Raw genomic sequence first — 22,225 nt, 5'->3', positions numbered from 1 at the left:
TTTAGATATCTATGATTGTAGCACTCCAGGCAAGTCCTATGCCAAATCCAGCTATTAGCACTTTATGGCCTGGTTTTATAGTGCCATTTTCTATGGCTCTTTTTAGGGCAATTGGCACACTTGATGATGATGTGTTACCTATATTTTCTATATCAAAAATTACCTTTGAGCGCTCAAGTTTAAGCGATTTAGTAATGGCTTCTAAAATTAATAAATTTGCTTGATGAAAGACAAAAAAGTCAATATCATCACTGTTTAAATTATTTGCCTTTAGAGTTTGCCTAACTAAATTTGGTACCTCTCTAATAGTGAATAAAAAAACCTCAGGGCCATTCATTGTTAGGGCTATATCTTTTGGATCCTGACCGTTAAATGGACTAGCATAGCCTCCATGGTGTTTATACATACTAAAAAACCCACTCCCATCTGTACCGCTAATCACCTGAGCAATTTTATGAGCGTTACTCTTATCAATTATCGTAGCACTAGCTCCATCACCAAAGAGTATCCTTTGAGCCATATCGCTATGCTCAAACATTTTAAAACACATATCAGCTGTACATAGCAGTACTTTTTTAGCGCTATTAGATAGTATTAATGATTTAGCCACTAATAGACCATGAATGTAGCCACTACACGCTATATTTATCTCCATAGCGTTTGTTGTTTTAGGTAAATTTAGCTTATGATGAAGCAGATAGACAGTTGCTGGCTGGAGATACTCAGGAGATTGAGTGCAAAGCAATAGCGTATCTATATCGCCAAGGTCTATATCATACTCTTTACTTAAATTCAAAACAGCCTTAGCAGCTAGGTCGCTAGTTAGCTCATTATCACTAGCTTTATGGCGAGTTTGGATTCCTGATTTTTTATAAATCTCTTGTGTGGTATATTCATCACTTTTTGCGATATTAGCAAAATATTCATTATCTATAATATCGCTAGGCAAATAGTAGGCAATTTTCATCTATAACCCCCCCCCAGAGCTTATTTTAATACATTCACCGGTAATCTTTTTAGAGTTTGAACTAAGCAAAAATAGTGCTACTTCAGCCACATCGCTTGCTTCTATTAATCCAAATGGCATTAACTCTTTTAGCTTATAGTTTTGAGTCTCTTTGGATATAAAATTAGTAGCAAAACTCTCATACATAGGAGTATTTACATATAGTGGAGCTATGGTGTTTATTCGCACTCCTTTTTTAGCATACTCTTTAGCTAGGCTTAGTGCTGCTGAGTTTAGAGCTGCTTTGCTAGCTCCATATAGGCTAAGGCCAGGTTCAGCGCCAAAGGCCGCCATAGAGCTAATGGCAATTATGCTAGTATCATCTTTAATATATCTTCCATGTTTTAATACTGCTTTTGTTAGAGCAAAGAAGCTTAAGAGATTTATATTTATTAGCTCATGCATCTTATCTATGCTTAAATCTCTAAGCAAAGATGGGTGCAATACTCCAGCGCTATGAATTAAGCCGTTGAATTTAAATTTAGTAGCAAATTGATCTATGGCTATATCAATGCTATTAAGATTATTTGAGTCAAATAGAGCCGTATGGTGGCTTACTTGACTTATTAAATTTAGTTCATTTTTTAGCTTATTTAATCTATCATTATCTCTACCAAGTAGCAAAAGTCTTGCACCTTTTTTGGCTAGAGTTTTGGCTATCGATTTACCTATGCCTGATGTAGAGCCTGTGATGGCATAGTTTTTATTGCTAAAGTCCATCTACCCCCCCTAATTTTAAATTTAAATATAACTCAATTGATCTATATATTGCATCTATTATATAAATTACTCCAAGTATATAAAAAGATATCTCAAATTCAGTACTAAATATACTAAAAGCCAAAATCAAAGCTAAAAGACTAGCATCAATACCAAGTAAAAATCCATGATTTAAAAGATATTTTTTAAGACCAAACCTATGTATTGTTTTTAGTTTTTTAAGTCTTGTGTGAATAAAATTCTTACAAAATTGCTGATGAAAAAGTAGAGCAAATATAAGAAAAATAGTGCAAAATAGACTAATATTATAAAGATAACTAGCTAAAATAATTAGCCCAAACCACGCCACATAATCGCATATATAATCAAGTAAATTACCAAGCTTAGTACTTTGATTTTTCAATCTTGCTAACATTCCATCTGTATGATCTGCTAGACTATACATAAGAAAGCAAACCCCGCTAAGTATATTGTGTCCAAAGTAGAGTAAGATAAATGAACAAATCACACAAAATCCACCAAAAAATGTAATTTGATTAGGCGTTATATTTGTTCGTGATAATGGAAGTAAAATAAATCTCTGGATTATTAAAACTCTATAAATATACTCAGTTATATAGTAGGTCGGCTGTTTTTCTAAACGATCAGATTTTTTTAATTTTTCTTCTAATTTCATGGCTCAATCGGTAAAAATTCTCCCCAAATTTTGGCTATGTTTTCATAAGCTTCATTTATATCATCTATAAATTTAGGAGTATTCCATGCTCTTCTAAGCATCATCGCCATCTCCACTTCTCCCCAAAATAAAGCTACTTTATCTTGTGGAATCTCATCTATGATATATGTGCCAAATATATCTTTTATATAATTTTGTAGATGTTCTACTGCAATTTGTGCAGCTTTAAATATAAATATATAATTTGGATCTTTTAAAAGATCTGTTAAATTTGATTTTAACATATCTTCTATGGCTGACCTTTTTTCTTTAATAAGAGTGCAAGGATGGCTTTTATCATCAAAAAATAGATCAAAAATCGTCCCATTAAAAAATCCTAAAATTTCACCACTGCTACTAACTTTAGGCAAAATCGGATATAGCTTGCAAACCAATGGTCGATTAGAATGAGGATTGCAAAGCCCCTTTTTATCGCAGTGAAGCCAGTGTAGGGTTATTGTTTGTCCGCCTTTTAATTTAAATTTTTCACTCTTTTTGGCTGCTTCCATACCATTTATAGCGCCAGCTTTTAGATACTCTTGATACTCTATATCAAAAAGTGGCAAAGCTATAAAATTTGAGCGAATGAGTTTAAAATTAGGATTAGTAAATCCAGCGCAACAATATCCAGCACAGCTCTCATAGCATTTTGGCGTGTAGATATACTCTTGCTTGTAATTCATCTTAAACTCCATAAGCATTTTTTATCATATTATTTAGTGCAGCAATGCTTTGAAAATTTTCAGCACTTAAAAATTTAGCATCTAAATCCTTGCCATATCTAGATTGCATAGCTGCTACAAGTGCAATGATATCAACACTATCTATAATTCCATCATCAAGCAAATTTAACTCTTGTTCGCTGATATCATCTCTGCCAATATCGCTTAATAGAATTTGTGCTTCACTCATTTTTTAGCGCCTCTTTGTCAATTTTGCCATTTTGGTTTAGTGTAAAATTAGATTTATGGATAAATTTACGCGGGATCATATACTCTTGGAGTTTTGATTTTAAAAACTCTTTTAAATTTGTAATCTGCTCGCTACTTTGATAAAAGGCGATGATTTGAGAGTTTTTAAATATACAAGCAACTCTATAAATATCAGGATGTGAGCTAAGGGCAGTCTCTATCTCACCAAGCTCTATTCTAAACCCATTTAGCTTGATTTGTGAATCTAATCTGCCATAGTATAATAGATCGCCATTTTGGTTATATGCGACAATATCTCCGGTTTTGTAAATTAGGTCTGTGTATGCGTTTTGGAGTGGATTTTGGATAAATGCTTCTTTGGTTTTATTTAAATCATTATAATAGCCACTACTTAGACCAGTTCCTCTAATGCATAATTGACCTTTTAAATTTGGCTTGGTTATAAGATTCATCTGCTCATCAAATACCAAAAGTTCGCTATTGCTAAAAGCTTTACCAATTGGCAAAATTTCATCATCTCTAATCTTTTTATCAACCTTATAAAATGAGCTAGCTAGCGTGGTTTCAGTAGGACCATATAGATTATAAAAAGTTGAGTTTTTAAGAGCTTTTATCCATATATTTAGCTGTTTTGTAGGCATCATCTCACCACAAGCTATAATCATTTTTAAGCTTAGATCTATATTATTTAGTGCATTGGAATTTGCAAAATAGACTAAGACGCTAGGAACCCAAATAATAGTAGTGATATTATTAATGCGTAAATACTCAAGTGCTTTAAGAGGAAAAGCAAAAATAGAACTAGGCAAAATATGCGTAGTAGCACGAGCATAGATATTTACATATATATCAAATACACTAAGATCAAAATAAAATGGAGCTTGATTGGCTATAATGTGAGTATCATCAATAGCTAAATCATTAGTACAAGCTATAATAAAATCTATAAGGCTTTTGTGGCTGATACTTACGCCTTTTGGCTCGCCAGTACTTCCACTAGTAAATAGCACATACGCTAGATCTGTATCTATGATTTTGACTGAATTTAAAATCTTTGTATCGATCTTAAAGCTTGATAATTCATCTATATATATGGTTTTTAAATTTAAATTCGAATTTAAATCTTTATTTGTGATTAATAGGGCTGGATTTAGCTTTTGTATAATTTTGTTAATTCTCTCAAGTGGCATATTTTCATCAATTATTGTATAAAAATTACCACTTTTTAACACAGCAAAAAAGCTTATAATAGCATTAATTCCCTTTGGTAAGATTATTAAAATTGGAGATTTTTGTATATTTAAATCCAAAATTTTACTAGCTAAAATATCGCTAAGCTCATCAAGTTTAGAGTATGTAATAGAGCCATTAGAATCTACAAATGATACTTTTTGTGGAGAAAGTAGGGCGCTATGTTTTAGTAGCTTATCAACTGAATTTAACATATATCGCCCTTAGTAATTAGGGGGGGGTTAGAGCCTTTAAGAGCAAAACCAATATAGCAAATATTGCTAAAATTATAAAGCCCTAGCAATTTTATCCCTCTATATAGTTTTTGAGTTTGCGACCAACTTTTGGGTGTTTTAGCTTTTTGATTGCTGAGCTTTCAATCTGTCTGACACGCTCTCTAGTTACATTTAGCTCTTTACCAATCTCTTCAAGAGTTCTATCGCTCTCATCATCTAATAGCCCAAATCTCATTCTAATTACAGCTTTTTCTCTATCGTTTAACTGATCTAAAACTTCATCAATTTGCTCTTTTAAATCAGCTTTTAGGATTTGCTCCATCGGGCTTAGTGAGTTTTTATCCTCGACAAAATCGCCATATTTACCATCATCTTCGCTACCGATTGGAGCCTCTAGGCTTATTGGTTCTTTTGTGATTTTGATAACTTGTTTTACCTTATCTACGCTTAGGCCGACCTCTTTGGCAATGATTGAGACATCTGGTTCTTTACCTTCTTCTTGTATATATTTTCTATTTATTTTGTTTATACGGTTTATAGTTTCTATCATATGGATTGGAATTCTAATCGTACGAGCTTGATCAGCAATAGCACGGCTGATAGCTTGGCGAATCCACCATGTAGCATATGTAGAGAATTTAAACCCTTTTTTATACTCAAATTTATCCACAGCTTTCATCAAGCCTATATTTCCCTCTTGGATTAGATCCAAAAATGGTAGGCCACGATTGGTGTATTTTTTGGCTATACTTACAACAAGGCGTAAATTTGATTTAGCCATTTTGGCTTTAGCATCATCGCTAATATTTTTACCTTTTTTGATCTGGTCTAGTATATTTTTTAGATCTTTTGGATCTAGATTAAATCCAGTTTTACTAGCCTCTTTAGTTTGAAATAGCTTTTTAATCTCCATATATGTAGATACCATTGTAGCTTCTGGAACTCTAGCTACTACATCTTCTTTGCTTAGTTTTGTTATATCTTTTAGGATTTGTTGGTGGTTTTTTCTTAATTCAGCGCTAAACATAGGGAGTCTATACTCAAGTCTTTTAAGCTCTTTATCAAAGTCTGTATCGCTTTTTAATGCAGTTTCGATAGATTTTACAATCTCATTTATAAGCTTACTTGTTGGGCCTAAATCCATAAGCTTATCTTTTAAAACTTTTTTCTTAAATGTTAAATTTAATTTAGATGGCAGATCTGCTTCGTTTTCTACTGAGATATTTTGTTTAGAGGCGATTTTTAGCCAATCTTTTTTGGCTTTTTCTAATGCTTTAAAGCTTTCAATTACCTTTTCAGCTCTTTTATCAAGCTTTTTAGGATGTTTTTTTCTCTCTTCTGACTCCTCTTCTTCGCTATACTCCTCTTCGATATCCTCTTCTTCTTCATTATCTTCTTCATCAAAACTTTTAAATAGCTCTTTTACACGGCGTTCTCTGTTGATCAAAGGCTCTTTATAATCTAAGATAAAATCTATAAGATATGGCACAGAGCAAAATGCATCAATTATAATATCTTCGCCTAGTTCTATCTTTTTGCTGATTTCTATCTCTTCTTCTTTGCTAAGAAGAGGTATCTGTCCCATCTCACGCAGATACATACGAACAGGGCTATCAGAACGGCTCCACTCTAATAAATCGGTTTCGCTACTTAGATCAAATTCCTCTTCTAAATTTGTATCAGATGATTTTTGTTGATCTGAGATAGCTGATTTTTTTGCTTCTTGGATTGTCTTTTGCTTAGCAGCTTCAACAGCACTTGTTAGCTGAATTTTGTATAACTCTGCTAGGGATTCTATCTTTTTGATAAGTCCTGCAGTAGGGGCCTTGTCAAATAGTCTTACTAACTGCTCAAATGTGACATAGCTCTTGGCATTTTCTCTAAATAGCTCCTCAATTTGTGCAAATATCTCTTTAGCTGCACTCATCAAAATATCCTTTGTATAAGCAAAATTAAAGTCAAGGATTATACCTAAAAATTGATTAAATAAATTTGAAATTATAAGTTTTTGATATATTAATTATCTATAAGATTTTTAAATTTAGGGATTTTGGATTTGATTTAATTTTTATAAATTGTAAGTAAAATTAAGATAATAAAATGTATAAATTAGGATAAGCTTGGGATTTACCCAAGCTTATATATCTTATCCTAGCCAGAATAGATCGCTAAATTCATTAAAGTTATAACTTTCTAAAGCTTTTTGATCATTGACTAGATCTTCTATAATTTTGCAAGTTTTTGGGCTAAATCTTGTAGCTAGATTCGCTTTAAATTTAGCTTTTAATAGTGGAATACCTTCATCTCTTCTTCTTCTATGGCCTATTGGATATTCTACTTCTACTTTTTGAGATTTTGTTCCATCTTTGTAGTAGATTTCAACAGCGTTAGCAATGCTTCTTTTATCGCTATCTAGATACTCTTTTGTATATCTTGGATCTACTATAACCTCCATTTTATCTCTTAGAGCATCTATGCGAGGGTCGCTTGCTACGCTATCTTCATAATCATCAGCTACAAGTCTGCCAAAAATTAAAGGTACAGCTACCATATATTGAATGCAGTGATCACGATCTGCTGGGTTTGCTAGCTCGCCAGTTTTATTGATAATTCTATGGCCTGATTCTTGAGTAGTGATAACGATTTTTTCGATATCATCTAGGCGATCTTTTACTTCGTTATGAAGTGCCATAGCGCATTCAACAGCAGTTTGAGCGTGGAATTCAGCTGGGAAGCTGATTTTAAATAATACATTTTCCATTACATATGAGCCAAATTCTTGTGGTATTACTAGTTTTTGGCCTTTCATTTTAACATCTTCAAATCCCCAAAATTTCGCACTTAGAGCTGATGGATAACCCATTTCGCCACTTTTTGCTTTAAGTGCTAGATCAACTCCACGACTAGATGCATCGCCTGCTGCCCAGCTTTTGCGGCTACCTGTATTTGGTGCGTGGCGATATGTTCTTAGTGCGCCACCATCGATGAATGCATTTGATACTGCATTGCGAATTTCATCATAATTGCAACCAAGAAGCTTAGCAGCAACTGCAGTTGAAGCGATACGAACTAATAAAACATGATCTAAGCCAACTTTATTAAAGCAGTTCTCAAGTGCTAGAACGCCTTGAATTTCGTGTGCTTTAATCATAGCTTCTAAAACAGTTTTAACTTTTAGTGGAGCTTTACCTTGTGATAAATTTTTACGACTTACATAATCAGCTACCGCCCAAATAGCACCTAGATTATCGCTTGGGTGTCCCCACTCAGCTGCTAGCCAGGTATCATTATAGTCTAGCCATCTAACCATTGCGCCCACATTAAAGGCTGCACGGATAGGTTCAAGCTGATATGAAGTACCAGGAATTTTACTTCCTAGTGGGCGAAATTCAGCACCCTCAACGCTAGGGCCTAAAAGTTTAGTACAAGCTGGATATTTAAGTGCTAAAATTCCACAACCAAGCGCATCAATCATAGTATATTTAGCAGTTTCATATGCTAGCTCGCTATTAATTTCAAAATCATCAGCATATTTTGCAATCTTGCTTAGCAACTCATCAAATTCAGGGCGTTTAGCCTCTAGTATTCCCATATTACTCATTTTTATCTCCTTATCTTTGGTGTATTTGTATAAATTTCATTGGTTCTGGCCCGATGTAGTTGCTACTTGGGCGGATTAATTTATTATTTGCTCTTTGTTCTTTGATGTGAGCGCACCAACCACTTACTCTACTCATAATAAATATCGGAGTAAAGTATTCAGTTGGAATTCCCATAAAATGATACGCTGAAGCACTATAAAAGTCCGCATTTGGCGGTAGGCTAGGGCGTTTTTCTTTCATTACATTCTCAATTGCCTCACTAATTGCAAATAGTTTATGATCGTTGCTTAGCGCTTTTGACCATTTTTTAATAACTGCATTTCTAGGATCTCCTCCAAGTCCATAAACTCTATGTCCAAATCCCATTAAAAGCTCTTTATTTGCTAGTTTATCATTTACTCCAGCTATAGCATCTTCTACATTATCAAAGCTAGAAATTAACCCAAATGCAGCTTCATTAGCCCCACCATGAAGTGGCCCACGAAGAGCGCCTATAGCTCCAGCAACGGCCGAAAAAATATCGCTTTTTGTAGAGGCACAAATCCTAGCTGTAAATGTAGAAGCGTTAAATTCATGCTCAGCATATAAAATTAGTGAGCAGTGCATAGCTTTTACAAATTCAGCCGGTGGCGTTTTTTGGTGTAATTTTTCTAAGAAATATCCAGCTATTGTATCTTCTTTGCTTTCAAAATCAATCTCTTTGCCACCATTTATATAGTTATGCCAAAAGCAAATTACACTAGGAAGAACTCCAAGAAGTCTTATAATTTTCTCATCTTGATCGCTAAAATCATCTTTTTCAGCTTCTAAAGTACCAAGAAGAGCAACCGCACTTTGGCAGACATTCATTGGATGAACGCCTTTTGGAATTAGCTTTAGCATAGCTTTAAGTTCAACGCTAAGAGGGCGAGATGCTATAATTTTGCTTTTATACTCTTTTAGTTCATTTGCGTTTGGAAGTTTAGCATATTGTAATAAATATGCAACCTCTTCAAATTCACAATGCTCTGCTAAATCCTCAATAGCATAACCATAATAATTCAACCCATTGCCAGTCCCACAAGTACATATTGCACTCTCACCGGCTACAACTCCGGCTAGTCCGCCTTGTTTTTTTGTTGCTTCGCTTATACTCATTTTTTATCCTTTGCAAATAGTTGGTCTAGTTTGTTTTCAAATTCGTAATAATCTAGCATTTGATATAACTCTTCGCGTGTTTGCATGATATCTAAGACATCTTTTTGATGGCCATTTTTAATAATGCTATTAAATACTTCAACTGCTGCTTTATTCATCGCTCTATTAGCTGAGAGTGGATAAAGCACTAGTTTAATACCTACACTTGCTAACTCACTTTGAGTAAAGTATGGAGTTTTGCCAAATTCAGTTATATTTGCTAATACTGGCACTTTAAGAGCTTTTGTATACTCTTGATACTCTTGTAATGTATGCACTGCCTCAGCAAAGATCATATCAGCACCAGTTGCCTCATAAGCCAAAGCACGCTCAAGGGCTTTTTCTTGTCCTTCCATAGCGTGTGCATCAGTTCTTGCCATAATTACAAAGTTCTCATCAGTTCTAGCATCTAATGCAGCTTTTAATCTATCAGTCATCTCAGTTATACTTACAAGCTCTTTATTTGGTCTGTGTCCGCAGCGTTTTTGAGCTACTTGATCTTCTATATGGCAAGCTGCTGCTTCAGCTTTGATTAGCTCTTTAATAGTTCTAGCAATATTAAAAGCACCGCCAAAGCCAGTATCAACATCAACTAAAAGTGGCGTATCAACTCTTGATGTGATGCGTCTAACATCTATTAAAACATCTTCTAATCCAACTATCCCAAGATCAGGAAGACCATAGCTAGCACTTGCTACGCCGCTACCTGAGAGATATATAGCTTTTGCACCTAATTTTGTAGCTTGTAGTGCGCTATAGGCGTTTATTACGCCTAAGACAGTAAGCGGATTATTTGAATTTACAGCTTCTCTAAAGCTTTTACCTGGACTTTTTATACTCATTTTTTCTCCTTTATTATTGGGTAACCTAGCGTTGCAATAACCTCTTTACAATGATCAAGTACGCTAGCATCTTCTATAGTTGCTGGAATTTTGCACTCAACGCCATCAGCTAACTCTTTTAGATTTTTGCGTAAAATTTTTCCACTTCTTGTTTTTGGTAAGGCATTTACTACGCATGCAAGCTTAAAGCTAGCAACAGCGCCAATCTCTTGACGGATTAGAGCTATAGCACCATCTACAATTCCTCTGTGATCTCTTTCAATTCCTTGTTTTAATACTATAAAGCCCATTGGAACTTCGCCTTTTAGATCATCATTTACACCTATTACTGCGCACTCAGCAATATCAGGATGTTTGGCTATTATCTCTTCCATTTCTCCAGTAGATAATCTATGGCCTGCTACATTGATGATACCATCCATTCTGCCTAAGACATATACATATCCATCTTTATCTATATAACCAGTATCACCTGTTAAGTAATATCCTTTAAAATGATCTAAATAACCCTTTCTGTATCTCTCATCATTTTCCCAAATTCCCATTAAACACGCAGGTGGAAGTGGAAGTTTAAGACATAAAGCTCCTTTTTTGCCTGGTCCTAACTCTTTGCCATCTTCGTCAAGAACTTTTAGGTTAAATCCTGGCATAGGTTTTGTAGGGCTTCCTGGTTTGATTGGCATCTCTTCTAGACCTAATGGATTGGCTACAATAGCCCAGCCGGTCTCTGTTTGCCACCAGTTGTCTACTACTGTTTTTTTAGTTACTTTCATTATCCATTTTAGTGTATCGCTATCACATCTCTCACCAGCTACAAATATAGCTCTAAGACTATCTAGATTATAGTTTTTAATGAGTTCACCCTTGGCATCTTCTCGCCTAATAGCACGAAATGCAGTCGGAGCCGAGAATAGTACATTTACCTTATATTCATCTACAATTCTCCAAAACGCACCTGGATTTGGTGTGCGAACTGGTTTGCCTTCATATACTATGGTAGTACAGCCGTTCATTAAAGGTCCATAAACGATATATGAGTGACCTACAACCCAACCTACATCACTAGCTGCAAAAAATACATCACCAGGCTTAGCGTTATAGATATTATCCATCGACCATTTCATAGCAACACTATGGCCACCATTTGATCTTATAACTCCTTTTGGTGAGCCAGTTGTTCCTGATGTATATAGTATGTATAGAGGATCAGTGGCTAAAACTGGTACGCAATCTACACCTTTAGTTTTTTCTTCTTCACTTTCCCAATCAACATCACGCCATGGAAGCATATTTGCTTTATATTGTGGTCTTTGCCAGATTAGGCAGGTTGTTGGTTTATGAGATGATTGTTTAATAGCTTCATCTAATATTGGTTTATATGGTATGATATTGCTTACTTCTATACCACAGCTTGCGCTTATAACTAATCTTGGTTTAGCATCTTCAATTCTAGTGGCTAGCTCATGAGCAGCAAATCCGCCAAATACAACACTATGAATAGCGCCAATTCTTGCACACGCTAACATTGCAATAACAGCTTCAGCAATCATAGGCATATAAATTACAACTCTATCACCTTTTACTACGCCTTTATTTGTTAAGATACCAGCAACTTTTGCTACTCTATCTCTTAATTGTCTATATGTATATTTTTTCTTAGTATCAGTAACTGGCGAATCATATATCAAAGCCAGCTGATCTCCACGGTTATTATGTATATGTAGATCTAGGGCGTTGTAGCAGCTATTCATACATCCACCTACAAACCATTTATAATGGTCTCCACTATCATCTAAAACTTTATCCCACTCATTGTACCAATGAACTTTTTGTGCAGCTTGTGCCCAGAAATTTTCTGGTTCATTGATAGAAAGTTCGTAAGACTCTTGATAAGGGCTAGAACTCATTGTAATCCTTTCTTGTTTGTTGAGGAAATTATAAAACTTTGTGGAATAAATTAAAATGTTAAATTTTGTTACAATTTGTAAATTATTGTGCAGAAAATTTAGAAATTGAATAAAATTTATACAAAATTTAGCTAAAATGTAGCATAATCTAACAAGAATTTTGTTTATAAATTTGTGCAAAATTTGATTAAATTTTTAATTATGTTACTTTAAGTAACATTTTATACATTAAGGGAGTTAAAAATGTTAGGTGTAATGGATAGATTTATAATAATATTTGAAAAATCCAAGCTATCAATGAGTAAATTTGCGACAATTCTTGGTAAAGATAGAAGAACATTGCTCACATGGATAGAAAATAGAGATAAAAAAACTCTAAGCGATGAGGTTAAATCCATAATTTGTAGCCATTTTCGTTATAGCAAAGAGATATGGGATTGTGATGAAAGTGAGTTTTACCACTATATAAATGAGATTGATGATAGTAACTTAAAGATAATAGATGATGGATATGAGATGCTTTTAAAGTATATATATGAAAATGAAAATGAAGGCTCTTTGATACTGCATCCAACTTTTCCTAATCCTGCTTATAGGGATTTTGTAATACAAAGCGTATATAAAGATTTTGATAGTCAAGAAGCAGCTAAATATAGGAAAAAACGTGGTTTAAAGATGAGAGCATACTCATTTGGTGCTAGTGAGTGGTATAGTATAAAGTCGCTTTTGGAGTTTTGTTTTGCAAATATAGGTAATTTTTATACAAAAGAGCAAAAAATTCAAATTCTAGAACTGATGATTGCTACTTTTCGCGATAATCTTAATAAATCTATCTATTTTTTTGATTCATATGATAAGAAAATTTATGGTCTTGATATGTTTTATCTATCGCTAAATATTAAAGAAAAAAAGATGTTTTTAAAGCTTCCTCTTGAGACAACTATAGTTGAAATTAAAAATAGCGATCTTGTTTCTAAAATTCATACTCACTACACGCATGCCAAAAAGTGTCCAGCGCATATAGACCCAAAAGATGCTGTAATGATAATGGAATTAATTTTGGAGTCTATAAAAGATGGCGATGATTTAGAGAGTACTTGCAATAAAATAGATAATTTAAGTAGCTATGGCAATCTTTTTACAAAGGTGATAAGTAGGTCTTAAAAGTGGTACAAATATTGCAATAATAGCTAATATGTTACCTATAGTAATAGTTTAACTCTTAAATTTAGGAAAAATTAGATAAAAATTATGTAAAATTTAGATATTTGTATATAATAAAAATATTTTAATTTAAAGGAGAGTTATGAAAGTATTAGCTATAGTTGCACTTAGTGCTAGTATGATGTGGGCTGCTGTAAATATCAATACAGCTAGCAAAAGCGAATTGATGGAGCTTCCAGGTATAGGAGATAAAAAGGCCGATGCTATTATCGAGTATAGAACTAAAAGTAAATTTAAAACCATAGATGAGATTAAAAGTGTCTCTGGAATTGGTGATAAAATATATGAAGATATTAAGGTTGATTTAATAGTAAATGGTATAACCGATACAAAAAATTTAAAAAGTGTAAATAAAAATAAGAAAAAACAGACTAAAAAAGAGAATAAAGATAATAATTCTACAAAATAATAATCAAATTTCAAAGAGCTTATCTAAAGCTCTTTGGATATATTTTTTACAAATAGAATGAAAAAAGCAAAAAATTAATAAAATTAGAGCTAAAATTTAATTTTTATCTTGACAAAGGTTGATATTTTTTGTATAATTCAACTTCATTTTTTAAGTGTCTTGTTAGCTCAGCCGGTAGAGCATCTCCCTTTTAAGGAGGTGGCCGTTGGTTCGAATCCAACACAGGACACCACTTCGGTCGCTTAGCTCAGTTGGTAGAGCGCCACCCTTACAAGGTGGATGTCATAAGTTCGAGTCTTATAGCGACCACCATTTATTCTTAATTTTTTAGGTGCGGCGGTAGTTCAGCTGGTTAGAATATCGGCCTGTCACGCCGGAGGTCGCGGGTTCGAGCCCCGTCCGCCGCGCCATCATGTGTCTTGTTAGCTCAGCCGGTAGAGCATCTCCCTTTTAAGGAGGTGGCCGTTGGTTCGAATCCAACACAGGACACCACTTTTTGTTAGACCCTTTCGTCTAGTCGGCCCAGGACATTGCATTCTCTGTGCAAAAACGCCAGTTCAAATCTTGCAAGGGTCGCCATGCAAGGTCGCTTAGCTCAGTTGGTAGAGCGCCACCCTTACAAGGTGGATGTCATAAGTTCGAGTCTTATAGCGACCACCATTTATTCTTATTTTTTAGGTGCGGCGGTAGTTCAGCTGGTTAGAATATCGGCCTGTCACGCCGGAGGTCGCGGGTTCGAGCCCCGTCCGCCGCGCCACTCTTGATTTAAATTTGATTTTATACTCCTAATAAATAGTGTAAAAAGTTTAAAAAGCTAAAAATATATCAATTTCAACTATATATTTTTGAAAAGATAGGCAAATTTACACTTATTATGATAATAAAAAATAAATAGATATGAGAATACTTATAAAACGCATAATTAGATCAATTTCATAATTTTATTATAATTTTTGTTTTTTTAACCTTATAGACTAAAAATAGATCAACTATCTACCAAGCAATAGAAAAAAGTGAAAATATAGTAGTAGTTACTAGTAAAAAATCAATGATAATATCATCATGATAATCAATAGATAGATCTAGTGAGATAAAAAACAACACGCAAGATAATATGGAAAAAATTAAACGCAATACTCCAAGGCATAATCTTTTATTATAAATCTACTAATGGCTAGCTACCAAAGCAATAAGACAAAACCACATATAATATTAACAATTAGAGATTTTATGGGCTTTGGAAGTGACAAAAAATGAAGTCTGATAATACTTTTTTGTTTTGTAGGTTTTTAAATTTTAGTTTTAAAGTAGATAAATCTTCTTTATCTACTTTATCTTGAATGTTAAAAGAAAGATATTATAATCACATATAAACTCCTGTAATGTATCATTCTTAAGGCGAAAATGCCTTAAGAATCAGTTGTTTAATTCTAATTCTACATATACCATACGATCATCAGTGTATCTAGCAGAATAGTTAATCCACGAGTCCCATTTATATGGCTTAGAATTTACAACTCCATTTACTTTTACTTGAGCTTTGCAAAATTGGGTTTTGCTCTTTTCATCAGTTAAATCACTCATAAAACTACTATAAGTAAAATTTAACTTTTTACGATCGATTTCAGACAAGCTACCAAAATAATTTTCTGAAATTATATTAGTTAAAACATTTTGAACCTCTTTGTCGCCACATTTTGGAATACCGCCACTACAAGCAGTGAAAAATAGTGCTACAGCACCGACAAGCATAAATTTTATATTTAAGTATTTCATCGTTTTCTCCTTTTATTCGCCTAAGCAATATTTAATTAACTCTTCGTCCATGCTAAGATTTATTACTTTCATTTGTAAATTCTGTATATCTTGAGCATTATTAGCAGTAACAGATGAAGCATTAAGAAGTAATCTTTCTTTATCATTTAGATTATCTAAAACTTCATTTGCCATGCAAGAGCAAAAATCCCTATTTTTTGATTGTTGTTCGCAACTTAGTATAAATGACTTTATAAAAGACTCACTTCCCATATCGGCAAAACATATATTTGCTAAAAAAGTTAGGAAAAATAGAATATTTTTCATTTTACTTTACTCCGTTATTATTTTGATATATTTTATGATTTCATCATTTTTAGCCCCATTTTGACCTAATAGATTTCTTAATAAATCTAGGTTAAGTTGTGGGGGAAATATGAGATAAGAGTTGGTTGGAAAACCATTTGATTTTAAACCAATGCAAAATTTTTCATCTTTATTTGTGTATGCTTTTCCTGCAACAATTTGATAGGTATCTTTCTCATAAAGTAAGGTAGGCTCTACTTCAAAAGGTGCGTATTTTTCACTCATTTTTATCTCCTTAAATCGCAATCACTGCATAAGATTTATAATCTTTTCTAAATTTTGTTTGCGAAGCTTTTTCCCTACTAGAAATAGATCCACAATCCACCAAATAGAAATAATAAGATACATAAATACAGATATAAATTCAGGATATTCTGTATTATTGTTAAATAATGAAAGTGATATAAAAATATAATATAAAATCATCAATCCTAAGCGGATAAAACCAAGCATCATATCGCCAATCATAAAGCGTGCTACACCAAAACTACCAAACAAAAAGTTTCCCACCCAAAATACAAAAGCTGGACTTTTTAATTTTATCTGAGAAAGTTTAGAGATAAAATCTTTTTGTTTATCTTGACTTAAGTTTTCAAATTTATCTTTTAATATTATAGAAGATGCACCATCTTTTGGGAGCTTATCTTGAATGATTAAAAGAACCGAATTAAAATCCATATGATCTCCTTTAATAAAAATATGTTGAATTATTCCATATAATTACTTAAATAATATTGAAATATTAAATATATTATTAGTAAATAATTGAATATTTCTAGTGTTTTTAATAAAGAATTTTTGCTGTAAAATCCTTACTTAGTTAAAAATTTAAGGTAAAAAATGGCAAAAAAGAGCAAACGCGATATGGCATATGAGTTAGATATTGATGTTAGCACTTTGTATAATTGGAGAAAGTATAAACCAAATTTATATCGCATTGTTATGCTTGGGTTTAAATTTGATGAACTTTTAGAGAAAAATAGAAAAAATTATGAAGAGTTGCTTGAACTAAACCAGATGATACAAGACGAGATTGATAAATTTAAATAGAGTAAATTTTAATATAAAAAAGCTATTAAAAATTAAATTTAAAATTTTGAGCGAATTATCGCCCAAAATTATTTATCGTTTGAATTTAAAAAATCACTAATTAAATTAAGTTGAATATCTACGCTATAGTCACTTGTGCCGCCTAGACTTTTTCTAGCTTCTTTAGAACTTTCTAGCTTTAGTAGCCCCAAGGCATCAAAATCAATGATAGGCTCTACGCTTTGTAATTCTTCTAAATTTAATTCACTTAAATCTTTACCTAAACTCTCAGCTAGTGCTACGCATTTGCCAGTTATAAAATGTGCTTGGCGAAATGGAATTTGCTTTTGTTTGACTAGATAATCAGCTAAATCTGTAGCACTTAAATGCCCTGTTTTACATGTTTTTAGCATATTTTCTTTATTAAATGTAATTTCTTCAATCATTGCATTTAGGATAATCAAAGAATTCTTTGCATTTTTAACGCTATCAAATACACACTCTTTATCCTCTTGCATATCTTTATTATATGCTAGTGGTAGAGATTTCATCGTAGTTAATAGTGAGATTAAATTGCCATAGATTCTACCAGTTTTACCTCTGATTAACTCAGCTACATCTGGGTTTTTTTTCTGTGGCATTATGCTTGATCCAGTGCTAAATTTATCGCTGATTGTAATGTAGCCAAACTCACTACTACTCCATAATATTAATTCTTCACAAAGTCTAGAAGTATGGGTAAATACCACGCTAAGATTAAATAAAAGTTCAAGAGCAAAATCTCTATCGCTTACGCTATCCATAGCATTTGGTGTAATACCGCTAAATCCAAGCTCTTTTGCTACCATTTGGCGATCGATAGGATGTGGGGTTCCAGCCATAGCACATGAACCTAGCGGACTTAAATTATTGCGTTTGTAGCTACTCATTAATCTATCATAATCTCTACTAAACATAAAAGCATAAGCTAATAAATGGTATGCAAGGCTAACAGGTTGTGCGTGTTGAAGATGAGTAAAACCTGGCATTAGAGTAGATTTATGCTTTTTGGCGATCGTGCTAAGTGTTTTAATAAGATTTAAAAGTAGTTTAGCTAGATCTAAATTTGCCTCTAAAACAAATAGCCTAAAATCAAGGGCTACTTGATCATTTCTACTTCTTGCTGTGTGTAATTTTCCACCAAATTCAGCTCCAATGATCTGACTAAGTCTCTTTTCGACTGCCATATGTATATCTTCATCGGCTATGTTGAATTTAAATTCTCCATTTTCAATCTCAGATTTAACTTGATCTAATCCTTCTAAAATCTTATTTACAGCTTCATCTTCAATAATTTTACATTTACCTAACATCTTTGCGTGAGCTTTTGAACCAGCAATATCTTGAGCATATAGCTTTTTGTCAAATTCAATTGAGGCGTTAAAAGCTTCTAAAAGCTCACTACTAGCTTCACTAAATCTGCCTTGCCACATTTTTTGCATTAAAAATCCTTAATAGAGTAATAAAAATAGGTAGAAGAATCCGCTCAAATAGAGCGGAGTAGATTGTTAGCTTATTGGACCAGCTTTGGCAAATTGTATTCCCTCAGCTACATCTTCATAGCGTTTGAAGTTGTTAATAAACATATTAGCTAGGTTGTCTCTTGCAGCGATATATTCATTTTTATCAGCCCATGTATTAATAGGATTTAATAAATTTGTTTCAACACCATCAAGAGATTTTGGTATAGCTAGATTGAACTTTTCAAAATTTTCAAATTCACATTTTTGAATACTACCATCTAAAATAGCATTTATACAAGCTCTAGTAGCTTTTATACTCATTCTTTTACCGACGCCATAAGCACCGCCGCTCCAGCCAGTATTTACTAGATATACATTTACTTCATGTTTATCTATTTTTTCGCCTAATAGTCTTGCATATACTGTTGGATGAAGCGGCATAAATGGTTCTCCAAAGCATGCTGAAAATGTAGCTTGAGGCTCTGTAATACCGCGTTCAGTACCAGCAACTTTTGCTGTATAGCCACTTAAGAAGTAATACATAGCTTGTTCTTTTGTAAGTTTTGATACTGGAGGAAGTACGCCAAACGCATCAGCTGTAAGGAATATAATATTTCTTGGGTGTCCAGCTTTTAGGCTTGGTTCATGATTTGGAATATGTTCTATTGGATAGCTTACACGAGTATTTTCTGTTTTTGAATCATCACTATAATCTACTATGCCATTTTGATCAATACAGACATTTTCTAATAGTGCATTGCGTTTGATAGCAGCATAAATTTCAGGTTCGCTTTTAGGATCTAGGTTGATACATTTTGCATAGCATCCACCTTCAAAGTTAAATACTCCTTCATCATCCCATCCATGCTCATCATCACCGATTAAAGCTCTATTTGGATCAGTTGATAGAGTTGTTTTACCTGTTCCACTTAGTCCAAAAAATAGGGCTGTATCACCATCTTTTCCTACATTTGCACTACAGTGCATAGATAGTTTATTTTCTAGTGGTAGCCAGTAGTTCATCATAGAAAATATTCCCTTTTTCATCTCGCCACCATACCATGTGCCACCTATTACTGCGATATTCTCTTCTATATTAAATATTACGAATACTTCTGAGTTTAATCCATCTTTTTTATACTCATCATTTACGCATTTACAAGCATTATATACTACAAAATCAGGAGTAAAATCAGCTAGTTCAGATTGAGTTGGACGGATAAACATATTTTTTACAAAGTGTGCTTGCCACGCTACTTCTGTAACAAATCTTACGCTTTTGCGACTTGCTAGGCTGGAGCCACAATATGCATCTTGGATATAGATATTTTTACCACTTAGTTGAGATTTTGCTTTAGCAAGGAGTTTATCAAATGTCTCTTTTGTCATAGGTTGATTGACTTTACCCCAAGCTAGATATTTATTACTTGGATCTTGATTTACAAAATACTTATCTTTAGGACTGCGACCTGTGAAAATTCCAGTATCTACACTAAAGGTTCCATTGTTTGTGACATAACCTTCATTATTTGCTTTCTCATGAGCAAAAAGCTCATCATAGCTTAGATTATGATAAATCTCTTTGATATCACTTAAGCCTAGCTTATCTAAATCCTTTATCATATTTTTACCTTTTTTTATAGAATTAAATTTGATGTTCAATTTTATTATTTTTTAGCTTAATCTTTGGTTTGATTTGAGGAATTTTAATAATAAATTTTATAATTTAGCAAAAGCTGCTAAAATTTAGCAGCTTTTAGATTATTTTAGCTTAACTAGAAGTTGTCCATCTTCTACTGTTTGGCCTTGAGAGATTAAAATTTCTTCTACTTCTCCATCGCATCCAGCCTCGATTGGAATCTCCATTTTCATAGCTTCAAGAATTACTACAGTTTGACCAGCTTTTACACTATCGCCAATATTTATTAAAATTTTAAATACTCCAGCAGACATTGTAGCTGTAATTTCATTTGATGCTCCAGTAGAGCTTACTGCTTTAACTTCCTCTTTTGTCTCTGTAGATTGGCTAGGTTTTGCTGGAGTGATTGATTTTACTTTGAAATTATCAAATCCATCTGCAACTTCAACATTATAATTATGGCCATTTACTGTAACGCTAAATTGGTTTGAGCTAGATTTTGTAGCTGGTTTTATAGTATCGCTATTTTTGCGAACCATAACTTTACCTTCACCTTTTAGATATGCGATACCTTTTTCTTTACAAGCTGCTGCAATAAATATATTTTCTTCTGTTGCTTCAATTTCTTCTTTTTCTAGCAGTGCTTTTGTGTAGGCAATTGATTTTGTTTCATCTTTATCAGCTATATCGATAGCTGGTGCAGTAGTAGGTTCTAAATTTAGCTGTTTAGCAGCAAGTTCTACAATATCAGCGCTTGGAGCTACAGGAGTTTTGCCAAAATAGCCTAAAACCATTTTACCATAGCCTTCAGCTATCTTTTTCCATGGGCCAAACATTACATTATTAAATGCTTGTTGGAAGTAGAATTGACTAACTGGGGTTACGCTTGTTCCATATCCACCTTTTTCTACTACTTCTCTCATAGCTTTGATAACAGCTGGGAATTTATCTAAGATATTATTATCTCTCATCATTTGTGTATTGGCTGTTAATGCACCACCTGGCATTGGTGAAAATGGAATTAGTGGGCTTACTTGAGTAGCTTCAGGTGGCATAAAATAGTCTTTTAAGCAATCGTGCAATACATCTTCATATTTTAAAATTTTATCAACTTCTAATCCACCTAGATCATAATTTTTACCTTTTACAGCGTGAAGCATTGTAAGAATATCTGGCTGGCTAGTTCCGCCACTTACTGGACTAGCAGCTAGATCTATACCATCTGCACCAGCCTCAAGAGCCGCTAGATAACAAGCTATACTAACGCCTGCTGTTTCGTGAGTATGCAGTCTTAGATGCACATTATCACCTAGTAGGCGTCTTGCCATTTTGATTGTTTGATAGACTTTTTCTGGGCTACTTGTACCGCTTGCATCTTTAAAACAAACGCTATCAAATTCAATTCCACTATCTAGAATTTCTCTTAAACATTTTTCATAAAATTCAGCATCGTGAGCGCCAACGCAGTTTGGCGGTAGATCCATCATAGTTACTACTACTTCATGTTTTAATCCGTGATGTTTGATTCTTTGGGCGCTATATTCTAAATTTTTAACATCATTTAAAGCATCAAAGTTGCGGATTGTTGTAGTTCCATGTTTTGCAAATAATTTTGCGTGCATATCTACTAATTCTCTACTACCAGTATCTAAAGTTACAGTATTTACACCGCGAGATAGAGTTTGTAAGTTTGCATCTTTACCAGCAGCTTCTCTGAATTTATCCATCATTGTAAATGCATCTTCGTTTAAGTAGAAGTATAGGCTTTGAAATCTAGCACCACCGCCAAATTCAAAGTGATTAATTCCAGCTTCTTTAGCTGCACTGACAGCAGGTAAAAAATCATTCATTAATACTCTTGCACCAAATACAGACTGGAAACCGTCTCTAAAAGTGGTATCCATTATATCTATAAATTTCTTTGCCATATTTTTC

Annotated in this window: 20 protein-coding genes, 7 tRNA genes and 1 pseudogene; 10 read left to right on the top strand and 18 right to left on the bottom strand. The window is 33.4% G+C overall.

The window, feature by feature from the left end; translation table 11 throughout:
- Position 1 precedes the first annotated feature (1 nt).
- From CVIC12175_RS05540 to CVIC12175_RS05490, 11 genes and pseudogenes are all read right to left on the bottom strand, one after another.
- A complete protein-coding gene (locus CVIC12175_RS05540) occupies positions 2 to 967 on the bottom strand; it encodes a ketoacyl-ACP synthase III (protein ID WP_086256938.1) in 966 nt (321 codons plus the stop codon).
- Positions 968 to 1,726: an SDR family NAD(P)-dependent oxidoreductase gene (locus tag CVIC12175_RS05535; RefSeq protein WP_086302778.1), complete on the bottom strand. Its 759-nt coding sequence runs from the start codon at positions 1,724 to 1,726 to the stop codon at positions 968 to 970.
- Complete coding sequence (locus CVIC12175_RS05530) at positions 1,716 to 2,402, bottom strand: CDP-alcohol phosphatidyltransferase family protein (protein ID WP_086315899.1); 687 nt, start codon at positions 2,400 to 2,402, stop codon at positions 1,716 to 1,718. The genes CVIC12175_RS05535 and CVIC12175_RS05530 overlap by 11 nt, the downstream gene beginning before the upstream one ends.
- A complete protein-coding gene (locus CVIC12175_RS05525) occupies positions 2,399 to 3,124 on the bottom strand; it encodes a hypothetical protein (RefSeq protein WP_086256941.1) in 726 nt (241 codons plus the stop codon). Before CVIC12175_RS05525 ends, CVIC12175_RS05530 begins: the two co-directional genes overlap by 4 nt.
- 1 nt (position 3,125) lies before the next feature.
- Complete coding sequence (locus CVIC12175_RS05520) at positions 3,126 to 3,353, bottom strand: hypothetical protein (protein ID WP_086247100.1); 228 nt, start codon at positions 3,351 to 3,353, stop codon at positions 3,126 to 3,128.
- On the bottom strand, positions 3,346 to 4,818 hold the full coding sequence (locus CVIC12175_RS05515) for an amino acid adenylation domain-containing protein (protein ID WP_086256942.1): 1,473 nt from the start codon (positions 4,816 to 4,818) through the stop codon (positions 3,346 to 3,348). The genes CVIC12175_RS05520 and CVIC12175_RS05515 overlap by 8 nt, the downstream gene beginning before the upstream one ends.
- A 91-nt stretch (positions 4,819 to 4,909) precedes the next feature.
- Positions 4,910 to 6,766: an RNA polymerase sigma factor RpoD gene (gene rpoD, locus CVIC12175_RS05510; protein WP_086256943.1), complete on the bottom strand. Its 1,857-nt coding sequence runs from the start codon at positions 6,764 to 6,766 to the stop codon at positions 4,910 to 4,912.
- Positions 6,767 to 6,985: 219 nt separating this feature from the next.
- Positions 6,986 to 8,440 carry a 2-methylcitrate dehydratase gene (gene prpD / locus CVIC12175_RS05505; RefSeq protein WP_086256286.1) on the bottom strand — a complete coding sequence of 485 codons (1,455 nt, stop codon included), beginning with the start codon at positions 8,438 to 8,440 and terminating at the stop codon, positions 6,986 to 6,988.
- A 10-nt stretch (positions 8,441 to 8,450) separates the two neighbouring features.
- Positions 8,451 to 9,578, bottom strand: coding sequence for a citrate/2-methylcitrate synthase (locus CVIC12175_RS05500; protein ID WP_086248832.1), 1,128 nt, complete (start codon positions 9,576 to 9,578; stop codon positions 8,451 to 8,453).
- Positions 9,575 to 10,459 carry a methylisocitrate lyase gene (gene prpB, locus CVIC12175_RS05495; protein WP_086256944.1) on the bottom strand — a complete coding sequence of 295 codons (885 nt, stop codon included), beginning with the start codon at positions 10,457 to 10,459 and terminating at the stop codon, positions 9,575 to 9,577. Before prpB ends, CVIC12175_RS05500 begins: the two co-directional genes overlap by 4 nt.
- A pseudogene (locus tag CVIC12175_RS05490) lies at positions 10,460 to 12,366 on the bottom strand (propionyl-CoA synthetase); the annotation flags it as partial. It abuts the gene before it with no gap.
- A 243-nt stretch (positions 12,367 to 12,609) separates the two neighbouring features.
- On the opposite strand from CVIC12175_RS05490, the gene CVIC12175_RS05485 reads away from it, so the two are divergent.
- From CVIC12175_RS05485 to CVIC12175_RS05445, 9 genes are all read left to right on the top strand, one after another.
- Complete coding sequence (locus CVIC12175_RS05485) at positions 12,610 to 13,530, top strand: hypothetical protein (protein ID WP_086254533.1); 921 nt, start codon at positions 12,610 to 12,612, stop codon at positions 13,528 to 13,530.
- Between the two features lie 142 nt (positions 13,531 to 13,672).
- Positions 13,673 to 13,999: a ComEA family DNA-binding protein gene (locus CVIC12175_RS05480; RefSeq protein WP_180380678.1), complete on the top strand. Its 327-nt coding sequence runs from the start codon at positions 13,673 to 13,675 to the stop codon at positions 13,997 to 13,999.
- 156 nt (positions 14,000 to 14,155) lie between these two features.
- A tRNA-Lys gene (locus tag CVIC12175_RS05475) sits at positions 14,156 to 14,231 on the top strand.
- Between the two features lie 4 nt (positions 14,232 to 14,235).
- Positions 14,236 to 14,311, top strand: a tRNA-Val gene (locus CVIC12175_RS05470).
- Between the two features lie 21 nt (positions 14,312 to 14,332).
- Positions 14,333 to 14,409, top strand: a tRNA-Asp gene (locus CVIC12175_RS05465).
- A 6-nt stretch (positions 14,410 to 14,415) separates the two neighbouring features.
- A tRNA-Lys gene (locus CVIC12175_RS05460) sits at positions 14,416 to 14,491 on the top strand.
- A 10-nt stretch (positions 14,492 to 14,501) separates the two neighbouring features.
- Positions 14,502 to 14,578 (top strand) — tRNA-Glu (locus tag CVIC12175_RS05455).
- 5 nt (positions 14,579 to 14,583) lie between these two features.
- Positions 14,584 to 14,659, top strand: a tRNA-Val gene (locus CVIC12175_RS05450).
- 20 nt (positions 14,660 to 14,679) lie between these two features.
- Positions 14,680 to 14,756, top strand: a tRNA-Asp gene (locus CVIC12175_RS05445).
- Between the two features lie 659 nt (positions 14,757 to 15,415).
- Here CVIC12175_RS05445 and CVIC12175_RS05435 read toward each other — a convergent pair.
- The 4 genes from CVIC12175_RS05435 to CVIC12175_RS05420 are packed head-to-tail and all read right to left on the bottom strand — an operon-like array spanning position 15,416 to position 16,798.
- A complete protein-coding gene (locus CVIC12175_RS05435; protein WP_086302774.1) occupies positions 15,416 to 15,775 on the bottom strand; it encodes a hypothetical protein in 360 nt (119 codons plus the stop codon).
- 12 nt (positions 15,776 to 15,787) lie between these two features.
- Positions 15,788 to 16,081 carry a hypothetical protein gene (locus tag CVIC12175_RS05430; RefSeq protein ID WP_086256883.1) on the bottom strand — a complete coding sequence of 98 codons (294 nt, stop codon included), beginning with the start codon at positions 16,079 to 16,081 and terminating at the stop codon, positions 15,788 to 15,790.
- Between the two features lie 6 nt (positions 16,082 to 16,087).
- Positions 16,088 to 16,345, bottom strand: coding sequence for a hypothetical protein (locus CVIC12175_RS05425; RefSeq protein WP_086256884.1), 258 nt, complete (start codon positions 16,343 to 16,345; stop codon positions 16,088 to 16,090).
- A 21-nt stretch (positions 16,346 to 16,366) separates the two neighbouring features.
- Positions 16,367 to 16,798: a hypothetical protein gene (locus CVIC12175_RS05420; RefSeq protein WP_086256885.1), complete on the bottom strand. Its 432-nt coding sequence runs from the start codon at positions 16,796 to 16,798 to the stop codon at positions 16,367 to 16,369.
- 162 nt (positions 16,799 to 16,960) lie between these two features.
- On the opposite strand from CVIC12175_RS05420, the gene CVIC12175_RS05415 reads away from it, so the two are divergent.
- Positions 16,961 to 17,170 carry a transcriptional regulator gene (locus CVIC12175_RS05415; protein WP_086256180.1) on the top strand — a complete coding sequence of 70 codons (210 nt, stop codon included), beginning with the start codon at positions 16,961 to 16,963 and terminating at the stop codon, positions 17,168 to 17,170.
- 68 nt (positions 17,171 to 17,238) lie between these two features.
- Here the strand turns inward: CVIC12175_RS05415 and argH are convergent, their stop codons facing one another.
- The 3 genes from argH to CVIC12175_RS05400 all read right to left on the bottom strand — a co-directional run bounded on the left by argH (position 17,239) and on the right by CVIC12175_RS05400 (position 22,218).
- Entirely contained in the window at positions 17,239 to 18,630 is a 1,392-nt protein-coding gene (gene argH / locus CVIC12175_RS05410; RefSeq protein WP_086256886.1) for an argininosuccinate lyase, read from the bottom strand.
- A gap of 66 nt (positions 18,631 to 18,696) precedes the next feature.
- Positions 18,697 to 20,271: a phosphoenolpyruvate carboxykinase (ATP) gene (gene pckA / locus CVIC12175_RS05405; protein WP_086256912.1), complete on the bottom strand. Its 1,575-nt coding sequence runs from the start codon at positions 20,269 to 20,271 to the stop codon at positions 18,697 to 18,699.
- 141 nt (positions 20,272 to 20,412) lie between these two features.
- Positions 20,413 to 22,218 carry a biotin/lipoyl-containing protein gene (locus tag CVIC12175_RS05400; RefSeq protein ID WP_086256887.1) on the bottom strand — a complete coding sequence of 602 codons (1,806 nt, stop codon included), beginning with the start codon at positions 22,216 to 22,218 and terminating at the stop codon, positions 20,413 to 20,415.
- Positions 22,219 to 22,225 lie beyond the last annotated feature (7 nt).

The organism is Campylobacter vicugnae, from assembly GCF_002139875.1.
GTDB lineage: Bacteria > Campylobacterota > Campylobacteria > Campylobacterales > Campylobacteraceae > Campylobacter > Campylobacter vicugnae.
Note: the sequence above shows the minus strand (reverse complement) of the source record. Positions and strands in the feature narration are given on the sequence as shown.